This window comes from Affinundibacterium nitidum (assembly GCF_014284155.1).
Taxonomy (GTDB): domain Bacteria; phylum Pseudomonadota; class Gammaproteobacteria; order Burkholderiales; family Burkholderiaceae_D; genus Undibacterium; species Undibacterium nitidum.
Genome location: NZ_JACOFZ010000002.1, coordinates 76,218 through 102,058, shown reverse-complemented (window position 1 = coordinate 102,058; position 25,841 = coordinate 76,218). Strand labels below are relative to the sequence as shown.

At 46.9% G+C, this 25,841-nt stretch carries 24 protein-coding genes; 17 read left to right on the top strand and 7 right to left on the bottom strand.

Going from position 1 to position 25,841, the window contains the following annotated elements; genetic code table 11:
• Window positions 1-9: 9 nt before the first annotated feature.
• The 4 genes from H8K36_RS08015 to H8K36_RS08000 all read left to right on the top strand — a co-directional run bounded on the left by H8K36_RS08015 (window position 10) and on the right by H8K36_RS08000 (window position 3,151).
• Window positions 10-747, top strand: coding sequence for an LOG family protein (locus H8K36_RS08015; RefSeq protein ID WP_186916189.1), 738 nt, complete (start codon window positions 10-12; stop codon window positions 745-747).
• Window positions 748-916: 169 nt separating this feature from the next.
• A complete protein-coding gene (locus tag H8K36_RS08010) occupies window positions 917-1,420 on the top strand; it encodes a hypothetical protein (RefSeq protein ID WP_186916190.1) in 504 nt (167 codons plus the stop codon).
• Between the two features lie 21 nt (window positions 1,421-1,441).
• Window positions 1,442-2,404: a homoserine kinase gene (locus tag H8K36_RS08005; protein WP_186916191.1), complete on the top strand. Its 963-nt coding sequence runs from the start codon at window positions 1,442-1,444 to the stop codon at window positions 2,402-2,404.
• A 3-nt stretch (window positions 2,405-2,407) separates the two neighbouring features.
• A complete protein-coding gene (locus H8K36_RS08000; protein ID WP_186916193.1) occupies window positions 2,408-3,151 on the top strand; it encodes a BPSS1780 family membrane protein in 744 nt (247 codons plus the stop codon).
• A gap of 131 nt (window positions 3,152-3,282) precedes the next feature.
• On the opposite strand, the gene H8K36_RS07995 is transcribed toward H8K36_RS08000, so the two are convergent.
• Entirely contained in the window at window positions 3,283-3,750 is a 468-nt protein-coding gene (locus tag H8K36_RS07995) for an OsmC family protein (protein ID WP_186916195.1), read from the bottom strand.
• 638 nt (window positions 3,751-4,388) lie between these two features.
• Here H8K36_RS07995 and rplM point away from each other — a divergent pair.
• From rplM to glcF, 9 genes are all read left to right on the top strand, one after another.
• Window positions 4,389-4,817, top strand: coding sequence for a 50S ribosomal protein L13 (gene rplM, locus H8K36_RS07990; RefSeq protein WP_186916212.1), 429 nt, complete (start codon window positions 4,389-4,391; stop codon window positions 4,815-4,817).
• 9 nt (window positions 4,818-4,826) lie between these two features.
• The gene (gene rpsI, locus H8K36_RS07985) at window positions 4,827-5,219 is read left to right on the top strand and encodes a 30S ribosomal protein S9 (protein ID WP_186916214.1); all 393 of its coding nucleotides are present in this window, start codon (window positions 4,827-4,829) and stop codon (window positions 5,217-5,219) included.
• 212 nt (window positions 5,220-5,431) lie between these two features.
• Window positions 5,432-6,478, top strand: coding sequence for an N-acetyl-gamma-glutamyl-phosphate reductase (argC, locus tag H8K36_RS07980; protein ID WP_186916215.1), 1,047 nt, complete (start codon window positions 5,432-5,434; stop codon window positions 6,476-6,478).
• A gap of 41 nt (window positions 6,479-6,519) precedes the next feature.
• Complete coding sequence (locus tag H8K36_RS07975; RefSeq protein WP_230404403.1) at window positions 6,520-7,200, top strand: DUF6776 family protein; 681 nt, start codon at window positions 6,520-6,522, stop codon at window positions 7,198-7,200.
• An 83-nt stretch (window positions 7,201-7,283) separates the two neighbouring features.
• Window positions 7,284-7,670, top strand: coding sequence for a bactofilin family protein (locus H8K36_RS07970; RefSeq protein WP_186916219.1), 387 nt, complete (start codon window positions 7,284-7,286; stop codon window positions 7,668-7,670).
• Window positions 7,671-7,726: 56 nt separating this feature from the next.
• Complete coding sequence (gene erpA / locus H8K36_RS07965; protein ID WP_186916221.1) at window positions 7,727-8,077, top strand: iron-sulfur cluster insertion protein ErpA; 351 nt, start codon at window positions 7,727-7,729, stop codon at window positions 8,075-8,077.
• Window positions 8,078-8,272: 195 nt separating this feature from the next.
• Entirely contained in the window at window positions 8,273-9,748 is a 1,476-nt protein-coding gene (locus H8K36_RS07960; protein ID WP_186916222.1) for an FAD-linked oxidase C-terminal domain-containing protein, read from the top strand.
• A gap of 13 nt (window positions 9,749-9,761) precedes the next feature.
• On the top strand, window positions 9,762-10,934 hold the full coding sequence (glcE, locus tag H8K36_RS07955) for a glycolate oxidase subunit GlcE (RefSeq protein ID WP_230404402.1): 1,173 nt from the start codon (window positions 9,762-9,764) through the stop codon (window positions 10,932-10,934).
• Between the two features lie 8 nt (window positions 10,935-10,942).
• Complete coding sequence (gene glcF, locus H8K36_RS07950) at window positions 10,943-12,226, top strand: glycolate oxidase subunit GlcF (protein WP_186916223.1); 1,284 nt, start codon at window positions 10,943-10,945, stop codon at window positions 12,224-12,226.
• Between the two features lie 144 nt (window positions 12,227-12,370).
• Here the strand turns inward: glcF and H8K36_RS07945 are convergent, their stop codons facing one another.
• The 4 genes from H8K36_RS07945 to H8K36_RS07930 all read right to left on the bottom strand — a co-directional run bounded on the left by H8K36_RS07945 (window position 12,371) and on the right by H8K36_RS07930 (window position 16,402).
• Window positions 12,371-12,982 carry an OmpW/AlkL family protein gene (locus H8K36_RS07945; RefSeq protein WP_186916224.1) on the bottom strand — a complete coding sequence of 204 codons (612 nt, stop codon included), beginning with the start codon at window positions 12,980-12,982 and terminating at the stop codon, window positions 12,371-12,373.
• Between the two features lie 256 nt (window positions 12,983-13,238).
• Window positions 13,239-14,360 (bottom strand): beta-ketoacyl-ACP synthase III, encoded by a 1,122-nt coding sequence (locus tag H8K36_RS07940; RefSeq protein WP_186916225.1) that lies wholly within the window; start codon window positions 14,358-14,360, stop codon window positions 13,239-13,241.
• Window positions 14,361-14,547: 187 nt separating this feature from the next.
• Entirely contained in the window at window positions 14,548-15,159 is a 612-nt protein-coding gene (locus H8K36_RS07935) for a YitT family protein (RefSeq protein ID WP_186916226.1), read from the bottom strand.
• 262 nt (window positions 15,160-15,421) lie between these two features.
• Window positions 15,422-16,402, bottom strand: a complete 981-nt coding sequence (locus H8K36_RS07930; protein WP_186916227.1) for a tetratricopeptide repeat protein — start codon at window positions 16,400-16,402, stop codon at window positions 15,422-15,424.
• A 260-nt stretch (window positions 16,403-16,662) separates the two neighbouring features.
• Between H8K36_RS07930 and H8K36_RS07925 the strand changes: the two genes are divergently transcribed.
• Window positions 16,663-17,979 (top strand): hemolysin family protein, encoded by a 1,317-nt coding sequence (locus H8K36_RS07925; protein WP_186916323.1) that lies wholly within the window; start codon window positions 16,663-16,665, stop codon window positions 17,977-17,979.
• A 247-nt stretch (window positions 17,980-18,226) separates the two neighbouring features.
• A complete protein-coding gene (locus H8K36_RS07920) occupies window positions 18,227-21,838 on the top strand; it encodes a bifunctional diguanylate cyclase/phosphodiesterase (RefSeq protein WP_186916228.1) in 3,612 nt (1,203 codons plus the stop codon).
• A gap of 15 nt (window positions 21,839-21,853) precedes the next feature.
• Here the strand turns inward: H8K36_RS07920 and H8K36_RS07915 are convergent, their stop codons facing one another.
• Together H8K36_RS07915 and H8K36_RS07910 are read right to left on the bottom strand one after the other, a co-directional pair.
• Complete coding sequence (locus H8K36_RS07915; RefSeq protein ID WP_186916230.1) at window positions 21,854-22,975, bottom strand: 6-phosphofructokinase; 1,122 nt, start codon at window positions 22,973-22,975, stop codon at window positions 21,854-21,856.
• A gap of 43 nt (window positions 22,976-23,018) precedes the next feature.
• Entirely contained in the window at window positions 23,019-23,879 is an 861-nt protein-coding gene (locus H8K36_RS07910) for an MBL fold metallo-hydrolase (protein WP_186916232.1), read from the bottom strand.
• 204 nt (window positions 23,880-24,083) lie between these two features.
• Here H8K36_RS07910 and H8K36_RS07905 point away from each other — a divergent pair, with 204 nt between their 5' ends.
• A complete protein-coding gene (locus tag H8K36_RS07905; RefSeq protein WP_186916234.1) occupies window positions 24,084-24,887 on the top strand; it encodes a sulfite exporter TauE/SafE family protein in 804 nt (267 codons plus the stop codon).
• On the top strand, window positions 24,887-25,816 hold the full coding sequence (locus H8K36_RS07900) for a hypothetical protein (RefSeq protein WP_186916236.1): 930 nt from the start codon (window positions 24,887-24,889) through the stop codon (window positions 25,814-25,816). Before H8K36_RS07905 ends, H8K36_RS07900 begins: the two co-directional genes overlap by 1 nt.
• Window positions 25,817-25,841 lie beyond the last annotated feature (25 nt).

The window sequence follows — 25,841 nt, the reverse complement described above, 5'->3', positions numbered from 1 at the left end:
AATGTGGGAATGAATGACAGCGGTAAACGAATATTAAAATTGCGCCAGATCGCCGATAAAGATAAGGCAACAGCCTTAAAAGCGCGCGAATCATGGCATATGTTCACGATTATGGCAGAGTTTATCGAATCTACCGAACGTCTATCTGCCTTGGGACCAGCTGTTACCATTTTCGGTTCCGCACGCATTAAGCCAGATAACCCCTACTATCAGGCCTGTATTGATGTCGCTAAACGCTTATCGGATGAGGGTTTTGCAGTAATTTCAGGTGGCGGTCCAGGCATCATGGAAGCTGCCAACAAAGGGGCTTTTGACGGAACATCGGCCTCAGTTGGGCTCAATATCGAACTCCCTCACGAACAGAAAACGAATCCTTGGCAAAACATTTCTCTTAACTTCCGCCATTTCTTTGCGCGCAAAGTCTCATTCGTCAAATATGCCGACGCTTATGTGATCTTTCCGGGCGGCTTCGGCACCATGGACGAATTAATGGAAGTGCTAACCTTAATGCAAACAGGCAAAACTAAGCGCATTCCTGTGATTTTGGTCGGCACCAGTTTTTGGCAAGGCTTTCTTGACTGGATCAAGAGTCAAATGGCAAATTCTGGCTTAATCGAAGCTAGTGACTTAAATTTGGTGCAATTGATTGATGAGCCGGCCAATGTTGTCGATGCCATCTTCGCTTATTACGAAGCCCATGACATTGAACCTTCTGACGAAGAACGGCAGCGCATGTTGTATTTGTAAGGCCAAGACGGCGTATTTCTTGCGGTATTCGAGATCGCGCCCCAACTATTTTAGAGAATCAGGGCACGAGGTGCCTGCTTTGTTACAATGTGCATCGATAGCATTTTTACGCGTTCAGTTGTTAAGATGAGAATTGGACGTGCCTGACCATTATTTTTGAGTGAGCCATATGAAAACTTCGACCACATTAATTTCCCGACGCTTAGGCGCTTGTATCGCCGGCCTCGTTTTAGCAGCACCTTTGTTGGTATCGGCACAATCTAAGAAAGATGTACCGCCACCACCGCCACCGCAATTAGAAAAGTTGGAAGACTTGGGTGAGTCTGAACTCAAGCTCAATAAACCAGAGACGAAAAACGTCAAAACCGTTGAACGTAAAGAAGGTGGCAAGGTAACGGAAGTGCAGGTGCGAAGTGGCCCAAGCACTTACACAGTGAAGGAAAACAAAGCACCAAAAGGCACCCAAGCAGGTGAAGCAAATCGTGCTGCGCAGTGGACGGTGATGGAATTTGGCGGCAAAAAAGAGTCGAAGGAGGTAGAATCCAAGCCTGCGCAACCAAAAGGGCCATACAGCACTTCAAAAACAGGGACTACCAAGCCTGTCGCTGAAGCCGCCGCTTCTTCCGCTTCGGCCGCAAATGCAAGTCCCGCATCGGCGCTGGTTAAAAAATAAACTCCTTTTTGATGATTTGACATGGCTGTATTCACCTCGGTAAGTTTGCAAGACCTCACACAATGGATGCCACAATTCCCTCTCGGTAAAGCAACGGCGATTCGTGGCATTGCCTCGGGAATTGAAAATAGTAATTTCTTTATCGATACCGAAAAAGGTGAATACGTTCTCACCATTTTTGAAAATCTAAATTTCGAACAGCTCCCGTTTTATCTCAAACTCATGCGTCATTTGGCGGATCGAGGTGTTTTAGTGCCCGCACCGATCGCGAATCAAAATGGTGAGTTATGCGTCGCGTTGCAGGGAAAGCCAGCAGCAATTGTCAGTAAGTTGTCTGGCACGTCGCAGTTAGCACCGCAAGCGGTGCATTGTGCCGAAGTCGGTGCAATGTTGGCGCGCATGCATTTGGCCGCCCAAGACTTCAGTATTCGACAACCCAATTTACGAGGCCTGACTTGGTGGCAGGAAACGGCACCGAAAGTTCTGGAATTTTTATCTGATGATAATCGCCGTTTGATGCACGAAGAAGTGGCGTTTCAAACAGCGTTTGCGGCAACAGATACCTATCAAGCTTTGCAGAATGGCCCCGTGCATGCAGACTTGTTCCGCAATAATGTGATGTTTGACGGTGAGAAGTTGACCGGCTTTTTTGATTTCTATTTCGCCGGCTGTGACACTTGGTTGTTCGATGTTGCTGTTACGATCAATGACTGGTGTATCGACTTAGAAACCGGCGTACTTGATATGCCAAGAGTCGACGCTATGTTGGCGGCCTATCACGAAGTTCGTCCTTTTACCCAGGCTGAGCAAATTGCGTGGCAACCTATGCTGCGCGCGGCCGCATTCCGTTTCTGGTTGTCGCGCGTGTTTGATTTTTATAAGCCACGCGATGCGGAAATGTTGACGCCGCATGATCCTACCCACTTCGAGCGCATTTTGCGTTTGCGTATTGCTAGTGCTCCAACCTTGTTTTCTTCGAACTAGCCTATGATCACTCCACCTGCACGTTCTGGCTGGTTATGGATTCAACATGGATTCCGCGCCTTCACTTCGCGCCCATTTGAATTGTTGTTTTTATTCTTTGGTCTGATATTTTGTAATTTGGCCATGAGCTTAATTCCTATACTGGGTGCTGTGTTGCCGTTTATTGTTGGGCCAGTGCTAGGCATGGGGTTGATGCTAGCATGTCGTGATATTGATCAAGGCAAGCCTTTTAGTTCCAGCGCTTTGTTCTCAAGCTTTCGCACTCCTGCATTGAGACCCTTACTAATCATGGGTGCGTTGTACACGTTATGCATTGTAGGTGCACTTGCTAGTTCAATTCCTGTCGATGATGGCGCACTGTGGAAGTACATTACTGAGCCAGTAAAAGTTGATCCAAAAGAATTGGTCAAGACAAATATCGGCATGGGTATGTTGACATTTTTCTCGGTGTTCACGCCAGCAGCAATGACCTTTTGGTATGGCGCTCCACTCATTGCTTGGCATGGAATGAGCGTCAGTAAAGCCTTGTTCTATAGTTTTTTCGCAGTGTGGCGAGCACGTACAGCATTCTTGACTTACTTATTGGCGTGGTGCGGCATCATTACATTTTTGGCCTTGCTTACCAGCTTGGCAGGTGGGGTAGGCGGAATATTGTTATTGCCTTTGATGCTGAGTATGTCCTTAGTAATGTACTGCAGTTTTTACTTCAGTTACAAAGAACTATTCGGACGTGATTTGACAGCTTGATCTGACGACCCGGTGATGTGTATTGAAGAGCTTGAAGTCTAAGAACGTTTTTGTATAGTAAATGGAGCGACTTCAAAATAAAAACTCGTGCGCCATCTTTTGGCCACGAGTTTTTATTTTGCTATAAAGATTTATTCGCTGGTATCGGCTTGACGTTCGTGCTCTGAGGCGATCGTCAAATCTTCGACGATTTCGAAGCTGGTTGTCATTTCTGCAGTCTTGCCCAGCATGATTGAAGCGGAGCAATACTTCTCATGAGACAGCGCAATCGCGCGCTCAACCAAGTTGGCTTTGAGGTGGCGACCAGTCACAATGAAATGGAAATTGATTTTTGTGAAGACTTTTGGTTCACTGGTCGCGCGTTCTGCGCTGAGTTTGACTTCACATCCACGAACGTCTTGTTTGCCTTTGCGCAAAATAAGCACCACGTCATAGGCTGAGCAGCCACCAGTGCCTAATAAGACCATTTCCATTGGGCGTGGTGCCAAGTTGCGACCGCCACCTTCTGGCGCGCCGTCCATCAAGACTGCATGCCCCGAACCTGTCTCGGCCAAAAAGCTCATGCCGGAAACGCCGGTCCAACGTACTGTTGCTTCCATTTTTGCCCCTGCAAGATAAAAAATTCTATTTTACCTGTTTGCGTGCACCCTGGTTTTCCGGCCAGTGGGATTCTAGTGATGAGAGAAAAGGTAAAAGATTCGGGAAGTGTAGGACAAACACCCTTAAAAGAAATTTAATATTTTTAGCTTGAGACCGTTTAGCACGATCTTTCCATCTGGAAAATGGTGTTATTTTACGTGTAAAAAAACTGTTAAGTGTATGTTTCGGGGCGTTTTTCGGTACTCTTGGGTGCGAAAAGCGATACTTTCCAAATAGCATTAAGTTTCTCTGGATTAATCCTAGTGTTTGTCCTACTATGAGTTGTGAACTTTGTTTTTGCCGGTAATACCTGTTTCAATCTTCACGCAATCTCCTCCGTCACTCCAAGTGACTTCTCCCCGAAGCCGGACTTCGGGTTTTTTTTGCCTGTTTGTTTTGTCGTGGCGACATTTTCAGCAAGAAAACAAGGGTTGGCTGCCTGTTTTTTAAACAGAGCTTGCACTAAGTCTTTGAAAATACTATAATTTCCGACTCTCTACTCACCCACGAGAGAATTTAACAAGGGAGCGTCTGTTAGTTTCATAGACAGAACCACCGCAAACAGGGTGTTTTTTATTTCTTTTTATTAGGATTCAACATGAAAACCTTTTCCGCTAAGGGCCATGAGGTTCAGCGCGACTGGTTCGTGATTGACGCGACAGACAAAGTTCTCGGACGTGTTGCCAGCGAAGTGGCACTCCGTTTACGCGGCAAGCATAAACCAGAATTTACACCACACGTAGACACAGGCGATTTTATCGTTGTTGTGAACGCATCTAAATTGCGCGTGACTGGTACTAAAGCTCTGAACAAAGTTTACTACCGTCATTCTGGATACCCAGGTGGTATCTATGAAACGAACTTCCAAAAGATGCAAGCTCGCTTCCCAGGCCGCGCATTAGAGAAGGCTGTTAAAGGCATGTTGCCAAAAGGCCCACTCGGTTACGCAATGATCAAGAAGTTGAAAGTGTACGCAGATGCAACGCATCCGCACGCTGCTCAGCAACCACAAGTACTCGACATCTAAGGAATAGCCATGATCGGTAATTACAACTACGGAACTGGCCGTCGCAAGAGCGCAGTTGCTCGCGTATTCCTGAAAACAGGTAGCGGCAAGATTGTCGTTAACGGCAAACCAGCTAACGAATATTTCTCTCGCGAAACTGGCTTGATGGTTATCCGTCAACCACTCGAGTTGACTAACCACCTCGAAACATTCGATATCATGGTGAACGTACACGGTGGCGGTGAATCCGGCCAATACGGTGCAGTTCGTCACGGTATCACACGTGCTTTGATCGACTATGACGCAAGTTTGAAATCTGCATTGTCTAATGCTGGCTTCGTAACACGTGATGCTCGTGAAGTTGAACGTAAAAAAGTTGGTTTGCGCAAAGCACGTCGCGCAAAGCAATTCTCCAAGCGTTAATCTACTGCATTTTTTCGAAAATCAGTATTCCGCTGGAAAGAAAAAAGCTGCCATTTTTGGCAGCTTTTTTTTCGCCTATTTGCTTGATTTGAGGAATTATTCGCCTTTTAGCTTGATATTTTTGCGCAGTAATTTTTAATCAACTGCTAGAATAGGCGCACAATTTGTAGCGCTATTTTTGCTTTGTTTTTGCTTTGTTTAGGATACGTAACATGATCAAAATTGGTATTGTCGGTGGCACAGGTTATACAGGTGTGGAGTTGTTACGTATCTTGGCAACCCATCCGCATGCCGAGCTAACGGCTATTACCTCTCGCAAGGAAGATGGCGTGCCAGTCGCACAGATGTATCCGTCCTTGCGCGGCCGCGTTAATCTTGCGTTTTCCTCACCTGATAAAGCGAATTTGAATGAATGCGATGTCGTGTTTTTCGCGACACCACACGGTGTGGCCATGGCTCAGGCACCAGAACTATTGGCGAACGGCGTGAAAGTGATCGATCTTGCTGCGGACTTTCGCCTGCAAGATGTGGCGCAGTTTGAGAAATGGTATGGCATGTCACACACCTGTACAGAACATTTGCCAGAAGCCGTATATGGATTGCCAGAACTGAATCGCGAACAAATCAAGTCAGCGCGCCTTATTGGTAACCCTGGATGCTATCCAACTACTATGCAACTTGGTTTTGCGCCTTTGCTGAAAGCAGGTGTAATCGATGCGAGTAATTTGATTGCAGACTGTAAATCGGGTGTATCTGGTGCGGGACGCAAAGCTGAAATTGGTATTTTGTTTTCAGAGACGAGTGACAGCTTCAAAGCCTACGGTGTTTCTGGTCATCGCCACACACCCGAAACGATAGAACAGTTGCAAAGACTCACCAGTGACAAAGTTGGTCTTTTGTTCACTCCGCATTTAGTGCCTATGATTCGTGGCATGCACTCTACTTTGTACGCGCAGTTGAAAGATAGTGCACTAAGCATGAGTAATGAAGCGTTACAGGCTTTGTTTGAAAATGCATATAAAGATGAAGCCTTTGTGGATGTGATGCCATTCGGTTCTCATCCAGAAACACGGTCAACACGTGCTTCAAATATACTTCGCTTGGCTTTGCACCGCCCAGGCAACGGAAAGACAGTGGTGATTTTGGTGGTGCAGGATAATTTGGTGAAGGGTGCTTCAGGGCAGGCTGTTCAATGTATGAACTTGATGTTCGGGCTCGATGAAACAACTGGCTTGAATCACGTGCCTATCAATCCATAATGATTAAAAAATTCTGGAAGCGACGCCTTGTGGCGTCCAAAATGACGATCAATCAGCACGTACCGTGGCCGATTAAGTTTGCCTTTATTGCTGCGGTGATTGGCGTGGGTGGGGCGATCGCAATGTGGACCTATGAGATGGGGCGGAATTTTGCTTTCGGCCCGAAATTTTCTCCCGAGCAAATCAGCCAGCTTCAAGAAAAAATTACGGATCTCACCGCGGAGCGGGAAAAGCTATTGGCGGCGGCTGCGACGATTGAGAGCCAGCAAAACATTGAGAAATCGGTCCAGAAGCAGCTTACCGATCAGATCAATACGTTGACTGCCGAGAACAACAAAATTAAAGATGACTTGGCATTCTTTGAAAGCTTGATGCCATCTGCGAGCCGTCCGCAGGGTATTACTTTGCAAAATACCAAGATTGAAGCTGCAGGTCCATCGCAGTTGAGATATCGCGCTTTAGTCATGCAAGGTGGGAAAGCAATTCGTGAATTTTCTGGTGAAATGCATATCAGCCTGACATTAGTTCAAGGTGGTAAACCTGTTATGATGGAATTCCCCGATCCGAAAGCGGGTGATGCAGCAAAGTTGAAACTCTCTTTTAAGCACTATCAAAGAGTCGAAGGGGTAATCGCTTTGCCTGAAGGGGCAGTCGTCAAATCAGTACAAATGACAGTTCTGGAGAAGGGTGAGTTAAGGGCAAAACAAGCAGTCAGCTTATAAAAGTTGAGTCTTGAGTTTAGTCCTTTGTCTCAAATACCCTCGTTAAACACTGTCAATATTCTAAAAAAGATAGAGGAGTTTGCATGTTTAAGTCAAAGAACAAAAGTACCATCGACAGTTTGATTGGTGCGTCTACAAATATCGAAGGCGATATTCACTTCAAAGGCGGTTTGCGCATTGATGGTCACGTTACCGGCAATGTGATTGCTGAAGCGGGTACACCGAGTATTTTGGTGATTTCCGAACAAGCCGTCATTGATGGAGAAGTACGCGCTGGCCACGTCGTGGTGAACGGTGTGATCAATGGCCCGGTAATTTCGACAGAGTTGATTGAATTGCAAAGTAAAGCCCGTATTTCTGGCGACGTGCACTATAAAGCCTTGGAAATGATGAATGGTGCTTTAGTTTCCGGCAAGTTGGCACATGATCAAGTTGCCGAGCCTGTCTTGAAATTAGCCGCTTCCAACTAGTTCATCGAATACCGTCTATAATACGAGTCTGAACTGAACTATTGCAGGAGTACATCATGAACGCTGTTACCGACATGCCATCCCCAATTATCTTCACAGATAGCGCTGCTTCTAAAGTTGCGCAACTGATCGAAGAAGAAGGCAACCCAGATTTGAAACTCCGCGTGTTTGTGCAAGGCGGTGGTTGCTCTGGTTTTCAATATGGTTTTACCTTCGATGAGATTACGAACGAAGACGACACCATTATGGACAAAAATGGCGTGCAGTTATTGATCGATGCGATGAGTTATCAATATTTGGTCGGTGCTGAAATCGACTATAAAGATGATCTTGAAGGCGCACAGTTTGTGATCAAGAATCCAAACGCTCAATCGACATGCGGATGTGGATCATCTTTCTCGGTATAAGTGCCAAACTTTTGAGCTAATCGAGATACAACAAAAAAAGACGCTGCGGCGTCTTTTTTTTATTCAGAAATTATTTGTGTCGCACAAGTACCTTGGCAACAGTTACACTCATTAGCAACGATAATGCGGCCCACAGAACTTCAGGCAGCGACCGGTCAAAGAATGAACTTCTGAATTAGCAAAAGAGATTTGCAGATGGATAGTGGCAGCAAACAAGTTGACCCAACAGAAGTGGTGAAAGCCTTAAGACGCATCTTGCCGCGTCATTGCATATTGTCTGATGCTGAAGATACGCGTCCTTATGAATGCGATTCGCTAACGACCTATCGTCAGCTACCGATGATTGTGACGTTGCCTGAAAACGAAGAACAAATTATTGGGATCTTACAAGTTTGTCGCCAGTTTCAATTGCCTATCGTACCGCGTGGCGCAGGGACTGGCCTATCGGGCGGCGCCATGCCTATTGCCAATGGGCTGGTTCTCTCCACAGCTAAACTCAATCGCTTGATCCGACTTGACCCAAGCGCGAGGGTTGCAGTGGTGCAGCCGGGTGTACGTAACCTCGCTATTTCTGATGCCGCTGCACATGCAGGCCTTTACTACGCACCCGACCCTTCATCTCAACTTGCCTGCACAATTGGCGGGAATGTGGCTGAGAATGCGGGCGGTGTGCATTGTTTGAAATATGGGCTGACAGTTCACAATGTCTTACGCGTGCGTGTCATCACTATTGATGGCGATATCTTGGAGTTGGGCGGCGAATCGTTAGACGCGCCCGGCTTAGATTTGTTATCACTGTTTATTGGTTCTGAAGGAATGCTCGGCATTGTTACTGAAATCACAGTCAAACTGATTCCAAAAGCACCAACTGCGCAGGTCATCCTAGCTTCGTTTGATGATATTCAAAAAGCTGGCAATGCGGTCGCTGCTGTCATTGCACAAGGCATTATTCCTGCCGCATTGGAGATGATGGATCAGACTTCAGTGCGGATGGTCGAGCCGTTTGTGAAGGCAGGTTATGACTTGAACGCTAAGGCTATTTTATTGTGCGAAGCAGACGGTACTATAGAAGAGGTCGGCGAAGAAATAGCGCGTATGAGTCAGGTGTTGAATGATGCTGGTGCTAGCGCATTACGGGTGTCGTTTAGTGAGCAGGAACGTTTAAAATTTTGGTCTGGTCGTAAGAATGCATTTCCAGCCGCTGGTCGAATCTCTCCAGATTACTACAGTGTCGATGGCACGATTCCCCGTCAACATTTGGCGCAAGTCTTACTTGCCATTGGACAGATGGAAAAAAAATATGGTTTGGTATGTGCCAATGTGTTTCATGCGGGTGACGGCAATTTACACCCTCTGATTTTGTTTGATGCCAATCAAGAAGGTTCCTTCGAAAAGGCAGAAGCTTTTGGGGCCGATATTCTTGAATTATGCGTTGAGCTTGGTGGCAGCATTACAGGTGAGCATGGCGTTGGTGTGGAAAAACTCAATTCGATGTGTGTGCAATTTAATGCTGCTGAGCTGAACACTTTCTTTGCGCTGAAAGCGGCATTTGATCCTAAGTCTTTATTGAACCCAGGGAAGGGAATACCTAGTTTGCAGCGCTGTGCAGAATACGGGCGTATGCGGGTCTCACAAGGCCAGCTCAAGTTCCCTCACCTTGAACGTTTTTAAGGAATTAGGGGTCATGGCCAAGACTAAGCGTAAGAAATCGGAACCTAGCAAATCACAGTCGAATGTATCGTCAGTGAAGTCAGCCGCACCGATGAAGAAAGACGCATTGGACGAGGTAGTAGAACAGTATCAAGCGCAAATTCAACACGCGATAGATAATAAGAGCAAGCTACGCATTGTCGGTGGCGATACAAAATCATGGTACGGCAACGTGCATCGCGAGCCAGAAGCTGAAACCCTTCACACGACGCTTTATCGCGGTGTGATTGAATATGAGCCTTCCGAGCTTTTCATTCGTGTCCGTGGAGGTACTCCTCTAAGTGAGGTGCAGCAATTGTTGGCACAACACGGGCAGATGTTTGCTTTTGAACCGCCTAGCTTCGGAGAGTCTGCCACGATTGGTGGGATGGTTGCCTCTGGCTTATCAGGCCCTCGACGTGCCTATGCTGCAGCGGTAAAAGATCACGTATTGGGCGTAACGATGCTGAATGGCCGTGCAGAGATGTTGCGCTTTGGGTCTAAGGTCATTAAAAACGTCGCTGGCTATGATGCCTCGCGTTTGATGGTCGGAGCACTTGGCAGTTTGGGTTTACTGTTGGATGTGACACTCAAGGTAGTGCCTAAGCCGCAGGCGGAGTCGAATTTGGTGTTTGCAATGTCGGAAGTGGATGCTTTGCAGAAGTTAAATCAGTGGGCTGGACAGCCGTTGCCGGTCTCCGCTAGTTGCTATCACGCCGGGCGTTTGACTGTGCGTTTGTCAGGTGCGGCTGCGGCGGTGCAAGCTGCAGAGCAGCGTTTGGGTGGTCAAATCATACGTGACGACATTGATTTTTGGATTAGTGTCCGCGAACAGCGACATCATTTTTTTATACCAGATCCTGATCTATGTTTATGGCGCCTTTCTTTACCGTCGAGTGCTCCAGCGCTGAGTTTGCGCGGCAAGAGTATGATCGAGTGGGGTGGGGCTCAACGGTGGTTGTGGACCCACGAAGATGTTAGCAAAGTGAGAGATATGGCTCGGCATTTGGGTGGTCATGCCACCATGTTTCGATATGCTCTTTCAGACACGGAAGTGTTTACGCCGCTACCTCAAGCAATCGCCAAAATTGAAGAGGGTATACGCCTAGCGTTCGACCCTCATGCGGTGTTTCAACTGAAGCGCACCGCAGGTTCTCAATTGGGATAAGTTGGATTATGCAAACACAGATTCTCCCTGCATTGAAAGAAACCATCGCTGGTGCTGAGGCTGATACGATCTTGCGTCAGTGCGTACATTGCGGCATGTGTAATGCGACTTGCCCGACTTATCAATTACTTGGAGACGAGCTTGATGGTCCGCGAGGACGTATCTATTTGATCAAGCAAGTCTTAGAAGGCAAAACGGCGACAAACAAAACTCAATCGCATCTTGATCGATGTTTGAGTTGTCGCAGCTGCGAAACGACTTGTCCTTCGGGTGTTCAATACCATCGTCTCTTAGAAATTGGACGTGATATGGTGGAGCAACAAGTTGGTCGTAGTATTGTCAGCACGGTGAAGCGGTCGATATTGAAACAAGGACTAAGTAACCCGCGTTTGTTCCAATTGGCACTGAACGTCGGCAGGCAAACAAAATCGATCCTACCTAAGAGTTTGGCGCAGAAAATTCCAGATCGTCCATCAGCAGAATTGTTGACATCGCCTTCTGCAACTCATAATAAGAAAGTGTTGATGCTAGCCGGTTGTGTACAACCCGCGCTGGCGCCTGAAATTAATGCCGCTGCGATTCGCGTGCTAGATGCTTGTGGTGTACAAACCGTGGTGGTCGAGCAAGCGGGTTGTTGCGGAGCCATTGCACTTCATCTGAGCGATGCTGAACGCGCTTGCGAACAAGCGCGACGTAATATCGATGCTTGGTGGCCTTTAATTGCGCAAGGTGTTGAAGCGATATTGGTGACAGCATCGGGATGTGGTTTGATGGTGCAAGAATATGACCAACTCTTACGTGAAGATGCCAACTATGCCGATAAAGCAAAACTAGTGTCGCAAAAAGCCTTGGATTTGTCGCAGTATTTGTCGGGATTCCGTGGGCGCTTAATCGAGCTGTACGGTGGGAAAATCGAAGAGAAAATTACCTGGCACGCGCCATGCACCTTGCAGCATGGCATGAAAGCTGGAGATGTGGTCGTAGGCTTGTTGCGCGACCTTGGTACGGAAGTCAAAACTTGTGGACAAGCGCATCTTTGTTGCGGATCGGCTGGTACTTACTCGATAACGCAGGCTCCTATCTCATTGCAGTTACGCGACCAGAAATTACGTGATCTTGAACAGTGCGGTGGAGACAGAATTGTGTCGGCCAATATAGCGTGCCAATTACATTTGCAAAGCGGCACATTAACACCAGTACAGCATTGGATTATGTTGATTGATGAAGTGTTACAAGCATCGTCTATTTCGACCGAATCAACCAGGGTAATTACGCCAGAACCAGGCACATAAAAAAATCGCCAAGCTCAAAAGAGGGTGGCGATTCAAAGTGTTGATAAACGCGGTCGTGTTAGCCGCGTTCATCACACCCCAAAACTCAAATTGAGTGAGCTTGGCGACGGGAGGAGGTCTATCGCTAAGCCCAAGGGGACTTGCTTAGAAGCGGTAACCGAAGCCAACACCTACTAACAATGGATCTACTTTCACTGCGCTGACTTTAGCGCCGCTGATTTTCACATCGCTACGGATTTGCACTTTCTTCACGTCGATGTTGAAAGACCAGTTTTTGTCGATTTTGAAATCAACACCAGCTTGCAAAGACAAACCGAAGCTATTGTTTTCCAAACTACCTTTGCCGCCTAACAAATTCACAGAAGAGATGTTAGTGTAGTTCACGCCAGCACCGAGGTAAGGGTTCACGTCACCAGTTGGTGCGAAGTGGTATTGCAAAGACAAAGTAGGTGGCAAGTGCTTGAATGTACCGATATCAGCACCATCCAAATATACTGTGTGCTTTTGTGGGTATGTCAAAATCAATTCTGCTGCGATGTTTGGTGTAACGAAGTAAGAAACGTCGAATTCAGGAATTGTTTTTTTGCTGACTGTGATGCGGTCTGCTGCGCCAACGCCGCCCACTGGATCAGAGCCATTGGCTGGGCTGATATTGACTGCGCGACCGCGCAACAACCATGTACCTTCTTGTGCCATCGCTTGTGTGCTGATTGTGCCGATTGCTGCCAAAGAGAGAGCGATTACGATCTTTTTCATTTTGTATTTCCTTTGTGTTGAACGACTTAATGTTTAAAACGGGTAATCAATGTTGATGGATGCAGTGTAGTTGCGCACTGCACCATTCGTTTTGAGCTAGATCAAGTGTGGATGGCACTGGTATCTCAAATCCAAGCTTGGGTTTGCGTTATCTCAAAGGAAATCGAAGGCAAATAAAAAAGCCGCGAAATATCGCGGCTTTTTTTATTTGGTGCGAAGGAGTTGTCGCGTGTTGTGCTTTGTTGGCGATCGACGCTTACAGCTTCTTTACCACCACACAACCAATGGAGTAACCAGCACCAAAGGAGCAAATTACACCGATGGCGTCCTTACTTAAGTCGTCTTGGTGTTTATGAAAAGCGATAATTGAACCTGCTGAGGACGTATTAGCGTAGGTATCGAGAATGGTTGGAGACTCTTCTGTTGTGGCGTCGCGACCTAAAATCAAGCGTGCGATCAGTAAATTCATATTTAAGTTAGCTTGATGCAGCCAGAAACGTTGAATCGTATCGATGCCAAGGCCTGCGGCTTGTACGGTGTTAGTGATAGTTTCAGCCGCCATTGGACAAACTTCTTTAAATACTTTGCGACCTTGTTGGCGGAATAGTTTGTCCGGTGCACCAATACCGCTTTCATCAGCACGATTCAAGAAACCGAAGTTGTTGCGAATATTGTTCGAAAACTGGGTCTTCAATTTCATGCCGAGAATGGCGAATTGATGTTTTGATGTGGCGAGATCAGCGCGCTCTAAAATGATCGCAGTGCAGGCATCACCGAAAATAAAGTGACTATCCCGATCACGCCAATTGAGATGGCCACTGGTGATTTCAGGGTTGACTACTAAAACGGCGCGCGCTTGACCACTTTGAATTGCGCTCATCGCCGCTTGGATACCGAAGGTGGCAGAGGAACAGGCCACATTCATATCGTAGCCATATCCATCTATACCTAATGCATTTTGAATCTCAACGGCCATTGCCGGATAGCCGCGTTGCATATTTGAAGCGGCACAAATAACCGCATCGATATCCGCTGCCGTTTTACCCGCACGCTCTAAAGCTTGCTTGGAAGCGGCAACAGCCATTTCGCACATGATGGATTGTTCGTCGTCACTGCGTTCTGGAATACGCGGCACCATACGATTCACATCGAGTACGCCATCTTTATTCATGACATAGCGAGATTTGATGCCGGATGCTTTTTCGACAAAGGCGACGCTCGATGGCTCTAAAGCCGTGATTTCGCCGTTGGCAATGGCTTCTGCGTTGGCGCTATTGAACTGTTCAACATAAGCATTGAAGCTTGCAATCAGTTCTTCATTTGAAATGGATTGTTCCGGCGTGTACAAACCTGTGCCGCTGATGACAACTTGATTCATCTGGGATTCCTCGGTGGAGAGATAATTGATCAGGAAAGCTTATCACTGCTGACGGAATCTGCGTTCAAATTCCATCGCGTAAATCGATCGCTTTCTGTATGTGACTTCTTTTGGCCACACTTAGCACCACAATTCTACACAATTGCTACTTCCGGCAAGCGATTCTAGGCGAAGTTAGAGGGTTTTTTCAAACCGCCAAATAGCGCCCAGGTCGATGATTGAGCATAATCGCCAAGTTCAAGACGATGGCACCGAGCACCGAGGCTATCATGGCGATGGGGCTGACGATGAAGTAAGACGCCAAGACAATCCCGATATCCATACCCATTTGCAGTTTGCCTGCGCGTATGCCGTGTTTGTCTTGCAGGTATAGAGTCAAAATGTTGATGCCGCCTAGGCTTGCTTGATGGCGAAATAAGACGATAAAGCCCACCCCCATCAGGGAGCCACCAATGATGGCAACGTAAAAGGGAGTAATGTCGCTAAGGTGGATCATCTGTGGGTGCAAGCTAGAGAAAGCCGATACCAAGGCCACAGAACAGAAGGTCTTTAAGGTGAACTGCCACCCCATGCGCTGCCAAGCAAACCAGTAGAAAGGTAAGTTGATGGCAAAAAATACAATGCCGAAATTAATGCCGCTGATATAGTGGATGAGAAATGCGAGCCCAGCCGTGCCACCCGTGAACAGCCCAGCTTGTTTGAACATTGCAACCCCCAAAGAAACTAAAAGCGTTCCGGTCAAGATTGCCAAAATATCTTCCAGCAGATTATGTGGGACAGCATGGGGAATGGCGGGCATAGCGTTGCTCATGGCAAAAGATAAAGTTGGAACGAAAATCAAGTCCAAATTGTAGACCCAAGTCGAACGAGGATCGAGTGTTGGCCATGCCTAACACGATGAGCTTTGATGCTGCTCAATGAGTGCAGCTGAAGATACGATCGAACAAGAGATCGGTGGGTCTAAAGCAGATGTTTAATTGGTAAAATATCCACTTCAAAATAAGACGCCGATGATTCGAGTATCGAGTCATCGGCGCTGGCGGCGAGTTTACACGCGGAGTTTAGCCTTTTAGGTTTTTGATTTGATCTTCTGCGTCACTTCGCATTTTTTTCGGTAGTTCTGGACGGAAACTGATGGATTTTTCAAAGTTACTAATTGCTTTTGCCTTTTCGCCTATTGCCTGCTGGGCCTTGGCTAAACGATAAAAAGCTGCCCCACTCGGATCGATGTTGATAGACTTTTCAAATTGAGGGATGGATTCCCTCTGTTTCCCTTGCTCCTGCAAGTTCTTCCCTAGGCCAAAACTTCCAATTGATGAATCGGGGAAACGTTGTGCGATTTCTGAGAACACTTTGTCCGCATCAGCATATTTCTTCTCGTTGATGAGCATATGGCCAACGTTAGAGAGCACGCTGCGTTGGATCTTTCCAAGTTCTTCATTGCCATTGGTATTGACCGCCAGAGCGGCGTTCATGGCACGTTGGTAGTTATCATCCGCGGCATCAAAATTGGCTTGCAACAAAGCTCCTGCAGCTGGGCTGACTTTAATGGTATCGACAATAAGATCTTTGGCTTTAGAAGTGCTGCCACCTGCCAGACTTGGCGCTTGCAGATAGAACTGCAATAAGGAGCTACGTGCGCTGAAATTATTCGGGTTGAGTTCGACCGCTTTTTTGAAGGAGTCCTTTATTTTGCCGACATAGCTTAATGCAGACATGACACCACCTTTGATTGCCTTGGTGCCAAGTACGTTGCCGAGAGCCTCGTGGCAGTCAGAACTTTTCGGATTGGTATTGATACATTGCTCGGCAATCTTCACCGCTTCATCGAGTCGGTTGTCTTTCGCTTCGATCAAAATAAGATCTGTTTTCGCGACCAGTGCGTCTGGATTGTTGGGTTCGATCGCTAGCTTTGCTGCGATGGCTTTTTCGGCTTCGGCATACTTTTTAGCCTTGAGAAGTGGTTCATATTCATGGGCTTGAGCGAAAGTAGCGATGAGGGCCGCAGTTAGCCCAGCGACAAGTTGAGTTTTGGTATGCATTGATTTTCCTTGTTGTAAAGTGAGCTTCAAGCGAATGGCAGGCGGTAGTGTCACTTTTACATCAACGCACGTCAACATGATTGCGATGACATGAGTAGAACAAGGGATGAAGTGGGGCTTTATTGGAATCAGTTGAGGATGTGCGGTCCTATTCAAAGAAAAAATTGTTCTAGGGAGCCGCTCGAGCCACTTACTTGTTACGGACTTGTCTTATTTATCGGGTAAAGTAGAGGCTTGTGCGTTTTATTGTGAGTATTTCGTTGGATAATTTACTGCTGATTTTTGCTGCCTTTGCCTTGGTTGCCCTCAATGGTTTTTTTGTGGCATCTGAATTTGGACTAGTCAAACTTCGCCAAACTCGTGTGCGTAGTATCGCCAAGGTAAGTGGCTTACGTGGTCGTTTGCTGGCGGTAGTGCACAAAAATCTCGATGCTTACCTTTCAGCCTGTCAACTTGGCATCACTTTAGCCTCCTTGGGTCTCGGGTGGATCGGTGAGCCAGCATTTGCCCGATTGCTTGAACCTTTGTTGCAAGCGGTCGGTGTTCAGTCTGAAAAATTAATCCACGGCATTTCTTTCTTCTTTGCCTTTTTTGTCATTTCTTTCTTGCATATTGTCGTCGGAGAGTTAGCGCCAAAATCAATGGCGATTCGCATGCCCGAACGTGTGTCTTTGTGGACTGCTCCCGCGCTTTACCTGTTCTATTGGATTATGTTTCCGGCGATCTGGGTCTTAAATGCCAGTGCCAATCAAGTCTTATCGTGGTTAGGCCTAGATGCAAGTCATGGGGGGGATGCACATTATTCTCCAGAAGAATTAAAGATGATTTTGCGTGGCAGTCATTCGAGCAAGAAGTTGACGCCAGATGAGTGGAGCATCATGGCGCAGATGCTCGATTTTGGTGACCTCGAAATTTCTGATCTGATGCGTCCCTTCAGTGAAGTGGTCGCCATGTACAAGGACTCAAGCCTCGAAGAGAATATGGCCACCGCAGCGCGAAATCGTTTTAGTCGCTACCCCTACATTGATAGTGATGGCGAAACGGTATTGGGAACTTTGCATCTCAAAGATTTGTTTCTTGCACAGCAAAGTGGCAAGAATTTGACAGATTTAAGCAAACATTTGCGTCACGTCGAATATGTTCCCCCCAATATGCCGGCGTTAGAACTGTTTCGTCGTTTCCGTAAGGGCGCACCTCACTTTGCGATGGTCGGCTATCGTGATGCTAAACCAGTCGGGTTTCTGACACTAGACAACCTTTTGAGTGCTCTGGTTGGTCAGATTCGCGATGAATTCCGACAAAATGATAATGATTGGACACTGCTTGATGATGGTACCTTGATCGGCAAAGGTAGTTTGCCCTTGTTCACTCTCGGTATTGCACTCGGAATTGACCTCGACAGTGAAGAAGTCGAATCTATCGGTGGTTTGATCATGCATGCATTGGGCGATCTCCCTGAAGAAGGACAAAAAATCTCCTTCCCCCAATTTGATGCGGTGGTTAAAAAAATGAATGGTCCCCGCATTCTATTGGTTCGAATTCATCCAAAGACTGAATTGGATGAAGACGACGGTTGACCCATATAATTTAAGTTTGGCTAATGGCAAAAAAAGAGCTGTTCGCTTTGAGAAACAGACAAAGCTCGTTTTTAATTGAGTCGATCTTGTTCTAATACCGCTAAGTGTTGTAATTTTCGGGCTAATTCCTAGACACAAACCTTATTTTCGATCAATCTGGCATTTTCCGTTCGTGCTATACATTAAATATAACTCGGACCAATCGCTTAGCCTAAGCCATTGATTTTATCCCTTTGGGAACCCTGTCATGATTTCGACGTATCAGCTTCTCCGTTTTACACGAAGTTTCTGGTTAGCTCTCGGTATGCTGGCGCTTTTTTTTGTGGCGTTTGCATTCTATGTTCACGCCGAGAAAGAAATCGACCGCGTCAACGATATCCGTTTGAAATCGCACTCTTTGGCTGCAGAGCTGAGACAGTCATCAGACGACTTAACCCGGATGGCCCGTAATTATGTCATTACGGGGGATAGCAATTACAAAGATCACTACAAAGAAATTCTCGCTATTCGTGATGGATTGATCGCGCGACCGGTTGATTATCACGAAATTTACTGGGATCTGGTATTGAGTGATAATAAGCGTCCTCGCCCGTCAAGTGGCGAAAAGATCGCTTTTCTCGACTTAATGCGACGGATCGGTATCAGTACAGACGAGTTCGCTAAATTAGCCGAAGCAAAAATGAACTCGGACGCCTTGGCCTTAATCGAGAAGGCCGCTTTTGATGTTTACGAATCTAAAGTCGATACACCCGAGATTCGAAAACAAAAAGCAATTAATTTGTTGACTGATGACGCCTATCGCGCAGCCAAAGCAAAGATCATGTTGCCAATTGCTGATTTTCATCGAATGATGGAAGTTCGGACTGACAAAGCAGTGAATCACGCGATTGATTTTGCCGTGCGACTGAGGCTGCTATTTATTTTGGTCGGCGCCGTACTGATCTTTGTTCTTTGGAAATCATATCAAAGTTTGCAGTTCACTTTGGGAGGTACTGTTTCTGAATTGCGCAAGCAATTGGACAAACTTGGGCGAGCTGAGTTCTCGGAGTCGATTGCGGTTCCTCAGGGCTTAGAAAAGAGTGTTTTAGGATTGCTGAGTGTCGCACAAGTTGAGTTGGCAAGAGGTGATGCGCATCGGCGAAGCGTGGAGATTCGAAATCAACGCTTGACTCAGTTTTACAATGTTCTAAGCCAGTGTAATCAAGCGATTGTTCGTAGCCATTCTGAGCCTGAACTATTTCAACAGATCTGTCGCGACACTGTGCAGTATGCTGGTATTCAAATGACTTGGATCGGCATAGTCGACACTGAAAAAAATGTGATTAGTGTCGCCGCTGCAGATGGTTTGGGAAGTGATTTCCTATTTGATCAACTTATCTCGACCGAAGAGGGTAGTGCTTTCGCTTCAGATACTCCGGTACTCGCTGCAAAAGATGGTCGTGCGCATTGGTGTCAGGATTATCTTTCGGCGGCCACGCCTGAACTTTGGCGCGAGCATGCAGAAAAATTATCCTGGCGTGCTGCGGCATCGATACCCTTGTTTAAGAATGGTTCTGTATATGGTGTAATTTGCCTGTACTCAGCTGGATTAAATGCATTTGATGAAGAGATTCGTACGCTTTTAGTTGAATTGGCGATGGATTTAAGTTTTGCCCTCAATCGATTCGAACTCGAAGCAGGACGTCAACGTTCACGCAAGATGGAAGTATTGCGCAGTTTTATGTTGGAACGTATCAATAGCTCGGTATCTCTGGAACTGTTTTTTCATGACGTTGTTAAACATCTAGAGAACGTCATTCCGGGTAGTAAGTGTTCAATTTTGCTGTTAGAGAACGATGGCGTCCATATTAAAGCGGGAGCGACACCTAGCTTATCAGTAACCTACAGTAATGCGATTAATGGTCTATCAATCGGCCCTGGCGTCGGCTCATGCGGTCACGCAATGCATTCGGGCGTGCGGGTTATCGTTGAAGATATTGCTACCCACCCGTACTGGGAGCTTTATAAAGATCTGGCGCTTGATGCTGGGCTGGCATCTTGTTGGTCTGAACCAATACGCTCGTCCAATAACCGAATTCTCGGTGCGTTCGCTATCTACCATTCAGTGCCCACGAAGCCCGACAATGGACATTTAATGCTGTTGGAAATGGCCGCGCACTTTTTGGCAATTGCGATAGAAAAAAATAGAACCGAAAGCAGTTTGCGTAAATTGTCGCAAGCGGTCGAACAAAGTCCGAACGTCATTATCATCACAGATACGGATGCCAAAATTGAATACGTCAATGCTGCTTTTGTGCAGAAGACCGGGCGAACTTTGGAGCAAGTCGTTGGTCAGCGGCCTAGTATTTTACAATCTGGTAAAACCCCCTTGTTTAGCTATGAGGACATGTGGGATAGCCTGCGACGCGGGGAGAACTGGCAAGGTGAGCTAGTGAATCGTTATGTCGACGGCAAAGAGTATCTGGAATTAGCGCATATTTCTCCTGTACGTGATGTCGACGGCAAGATTACACATTTCCTCTCTGTGCAAGAGGACATCACAGACAAAAAACGTACTGAAGAGCGAATTCAATATCTCGCTCATTATGATGTACTTACTGGACTGCCAAATCGTGTTCTCTTAGAGGAACGTGCTCGCTTTGCGGTGGCAAATGCCAAGCGCACCAATTCGCATTTGAGTCTGATCTTCTTTGACCTCGATCACTTTAAAAATATTAATGACTCACTGGGCCATAGCACTGGCGATGCATTGCTCATGGAATTGGCGCAAAGGCTCAAAGAGACTTTGCGCGAGGGCGATACCATATCGCGTTTAGGAGGCGATGAGTTTATTTTGCTGCTAACCGGTACGGATGAACATGGTGCAGAACGCGTGGCCGAAAAATTGTTGCAAACCGTGGGTCAGTCCTACCAAATCGGTCAATACGATTTGAATATCTCTGCCTCAATTGGTATAGCTGTCTATCCGGAAGATGGTGAAGATCTCGAAACCTTGCTGCGCAATGCTGATACAGCGATGTATCGCGCAAAACAAGATGGACGCAATATCTTTCGCTTCTTTACGCAAGAAATGCAAGCGCGTTCTGGTCGCCATTTGGAGCTCGTCAACGCCTTACGCTACGCATTGGAACGCAATCAATTCCAAGTGGTGTATCAACCACAGATCTCTTTGGATACTGGCATCGTGATTGGCACTGAAGCATTACTGCGGTGGTCGCATCCCGATCTTGGTAATGTGTCGCCAGCGGAGTTCATTCCTGTTGCTGAAGAGACTGGCATGATCATCAGTATTGGTGAATGGGTGTTGCGTACGGCGATTGAACAAACCAAACATTGGCATGATATGGGCTGGAGAAATCTCGGTATTGCCGTTAACTTGTCTGCGATTCAGTTCCGCCATTCCGACTTGCCAGTGACAGTGACCCAGATTTTGAAACAAGCGAATATGGAGCCTGAGTTTTTAGAGTTGGAATTGACAGAGGGCGTAGCTATGATCGATCCACCTGGTGCGATTGCCATCATGAATGACTTGCATCAACGCGGTGTGCGTATGTCGATTGATGATTTTGGGACAGGTTATTCTTCCTTGAGCTATTTGAAAAAATTCAAAGTGTATAAGCTCAAGATTGACCAATCATTTGTACGCGATATTAGTAGTGATCCTGAAGACAAAGCGATTGTTAGTGCGGTGATCAGTATGGCTCAGAGTCTGGGTTTGCAGACGATTGCTGAAGGCGTTGAAACTGAAGAGCAGCTGAACTTCTTGCGGGAACAGAAATGTGATGAAGTTCAGGGTTACTATTTTGCCCGTCCACTCAATACCGCGCAGTTTGAGGCTTTTATGCGCGATCGTGAGTAGACGCGAAAGGCGATTTTAGTCGCCTAAGCAAATACCAATATCGCGAGCGGTTTGTACTGTATCTCCATCGAGATCGACACCTTTCATGCGTCCGGCCACCTCTTCAAGCTTGACGTAGTTCACATTCGGAAATGCCAGTGCCACCATAATGCCAGAGTGACCTTCATCTAAGGCGCGCACTGCTGCCGCGCCGAATCGCATGGCAGCTAATCGATCAAACGAAGTAGGGCTGCCGCCGCGCAATAAATGCCCGAGTACCACGGCTCGTGCTTCTTTTCCTGTAATGTCTTGTAATTGGTGAGCTAGTTGCTCACCGATGCCGCCGAGACGTTCGACATTGCCCAGTTCCGCTTGTTGTTCAAGATAACGTTGCCCACCTTTGGGCAATGCACCTTCTGCGGCAACGATAATGCTGTAGTGACGTCCAGCTTTTTCTCGCGCACGAATTTTCGCTGCGATTTTTTCCAAATCGTAGGGTATTTCGGGAATCAAAATCGCATGCGCTGTGCTGGCCATTCCCGCATGTAGGGCGATCCATCCCGCATAACGACCCATTACTTCCACTACCATCACCCGTTGGTGACTTTCTGCAGTGCTATGTAAGCGATCAATGCAATCGGTCGCGAACGCAACTGCCGTATCGAAGCCGAAAGTCGTGTAGGTTTTATCTAGATCGTTGTCGATCGTCTTAGGTACACCAATCACGCGCAAGCCTTGGCTTAAACCCTTTTGGTGCAAAACATTCGCAATCGTTAAGGTACCATCGCCGCCGACACAAATCAGCGCGTCAATCTCCATCTGACGTAAATGGCGGATGATGTCATCGCTACGATCAACTTCGCTTTGACTGCCGTCCGCATGCGTAACAACGAAACGCAGTGGATTGCCATGGTTGGTGGTGCCGAGTATGGTGCCACCGAGATGACTGATGCCACGCACCATATCTTTGGTAATTGGGAACACGCCATCGACGGGATACCGATCCGGTAACAAGATGCCATTGAAGCCTTCACGGATGCCGAAAACTTCCCAGCCACGACGTTGTGCCGCCAAAGTGACGGCCCGGATCACTGCATTGAGACCAGGCGCATCGCCGCCGCCAGTTGAAATGGCAATTCGTTTAATCGCTGTTTGCATAGAGATTTTGGTCGTTTGACTACGTGAAATTGAGAAGATGAATCTAGATACCGTTTAACGGGATCTTCAAATAGCTAATGCCATTGTCTTCGGCTGGAGGTGGATTGCCCGCTCGGATATTGACTTGTACCGATGGCAGTATCAGCATAGGCATGTCCAAAGTCGCATCGCGTTTTTTACGCATGCCGACAAAGTCTTCTTCGCTGATACCATCGCGAACATGAATATTGGACTGTTTTTGTTCAGCGACTGTCGTAAAGAATTTCACCTCACGCCCATTCGGTGGGTAGTCATGACACAAATATAAACGAGTATGGTCTGGGAATGCTAAGAGTTTTTTAATGGACTGAAAAAGCATATGCGCATCGCCACCAGGGAAGTCACAACGAGCAGTCCCTACGTCAGGCATAAACATGGTGTCACCAACGAAAATTGCATCACCAATTTGGTAGGCCATATCAGCAGGGGTATGACCAGGCACGTATAAGGCTTTCGCCTTCAATTCACCGATGGCGAATTCTTCATCCTCATGGAATAGGTAGTCAAATTGCGCGCCATTGACGGCGAATTCGGGCTCGAGATTAAAGAGTTTTTTGAAGACTTTTTGTACTTGGTCGATATGCGCCCCGATCGCAATTTTGCCACCCACTTTTTCACGTAAATAATGGGCACCAGAAATATGGTCAGCATGTGCGTGTGTCTCTATGATCCACTGCAACGTTAGATTCTTCTCCTGCAGTGCAGCGAGTAAGACATCGGCTGATTTCGTTTTGGTTCGTCCGGATTTGGGGTCGTAATCAAGCACTGGATCGATGATCGCCGCATGGCCACCTTCGTGGTCGTAAACAAGATGACTGGCTGTGCAGGTGACAGGGTCAAAAAAACTTTGAATAGGTGGGAACATAAAGCGCGTTTGATCAATAAGATAAGATTGACTTGCATAATAGCAAACCATAAAATGAACGCAAGAAGTATTCCTTATTCGTCTTGCGAAATCTCACATCTCTTTTGATTTTCGTGAGCCTGCGCAACAAATCTTCATCCTAGTTCTGTTGTCTTCTTTTTCTGGATATTCATCCATGGTTTTATTTCGTATGAAGTGGTGTGCATGATGGGTGCTTTGATTGCCACCTTGATAGGAATCGCCGTTGGTTTGATCATGGGCTTGACGGGGGCCGGTGGCGGTATGTTGGCGGTTCCTGCTTTGGTGTACACGCAAGGCTGGACGATGCAGCAGGCGATGCCTGTTGCGCTGTTGGCTGTTAGCCTAGGCGCTTTGATCGGTGCGATCGATGGCTTACGTCGGCGTCAAGTGCGCTATAAAGCCGCAACTTTGATGGCATTGGTAGGTGCGCCTATGACTTCACTGGGCGTATGGGTCGCGAAAGATATGTCGCAAACGACCTTGATGGCGGCGTTTTCTGTGGTCTTAATGATCGTCGTTTTTCGCTTAACAAGGCAGGCTTTGTTTACTTCAGAGAATTCGATTAACGAATCGGCGATCGCTTTGGTGAATTCGTCGACCGGACGTTTTGATTGGAATCTCAAAACCGCTACAGTAATTAGTGTGATTGGTTCTTGCGCAGGCTTCGCGACGGGGACTTTAGGGGTTGGCGGTGGCTTTATTATCGTGCCTTTATTGAGGCATTTTACAAATCTGAGTATGCAAAGTGCAGCCGCTACCTCATTAATGGTGATTAGCTTAGTGGGTTCTGTGGCGGTGGGGTCGGCCTTGCTACATGGTGCTCAATTGCCCATTTTGTTTTCTGTACTGTTTGCATCGACTTCTGTCGCCGGCGTGTTGTTGGGACGGCGCATCGCCAATTTCTTACCATCTAAGACGGTACAGTTGATCTTTGCCACTATGCTGTTCTGCGTGGCCCTCAGCTTCATTTGGAAGATTGTTCGTTGATGCAACTACAAGACCTACTCACAAAACAGCGGAATTCCTTAGCGCTCTTAATCGGTAATGGAATTAATCGCTATCATGCCTCGGGTGAGCAAAACTCATGGGATGCATTATTAACCCAATTGGCAAAGCACCACCTGAAGAATTTTCCAGGCAAGTTGCCACCCGGGATTTCATTGACCGAGTTCTATGACATCCTCGATCTGCGTTTGAACGCCCGCCGCAATAAGAAGAAAATTGTGTCGTCTGATAGAAATCTGCAGCAACAATTTTGTGATTTGATGGCTGCTTGGCAGCCCTTGGACCAGCATCGTTACATCATGCAGTGGGCGATGCAAAACAAGGCGCCTGTTTTAACGACAAATTTTGAGCACAGCCTGAGCAACGCAGTGCAAACCAAGTTTTTCATTAGTACCAGTGGCGCTAAGGATGAAAGTAGATTCACCGATTTCTATCCTTGGGAAGCTTATTTCTCCGATCAGATTTTGGAGCATCCAACTTCGGGCTTTGGCATCTGGCATATTAATGGCATGCAGAAATACCATCGCAGTATTCGTCTCGGTTTAACGCATTACATGGGTTCCGTTGAACGGGCTCGAATGCGTCTGCATAAGGGCGCTAAGCGCTTGTCGGCAGGTGGGGAATGGCAGCATTGGGAGGGGGCGCACACTTGGTTGCAGATTTTATTTCATCAGCCCTTGCTTATCTTTGGTTTGGGCTTGGCAGAAAATGAAGTTTTCTTACGTTGGCTGTTGATTGAACGCGCTAAGTATTACACTGATTTCCCCAAACGTTTCCAGCCCGCATGGTATGTTCACACTCCAAACGAACAAGATCATGGAAAACTGTATTTTTTGCAGGCGGTCGGGGTCCAAGCCTTTGAAGTCGCTGGATATGACGAATTATATGGCGCAGAGGTTTGGCGCTTTTAATGCCGTAGATGCTTGATGAATTTTT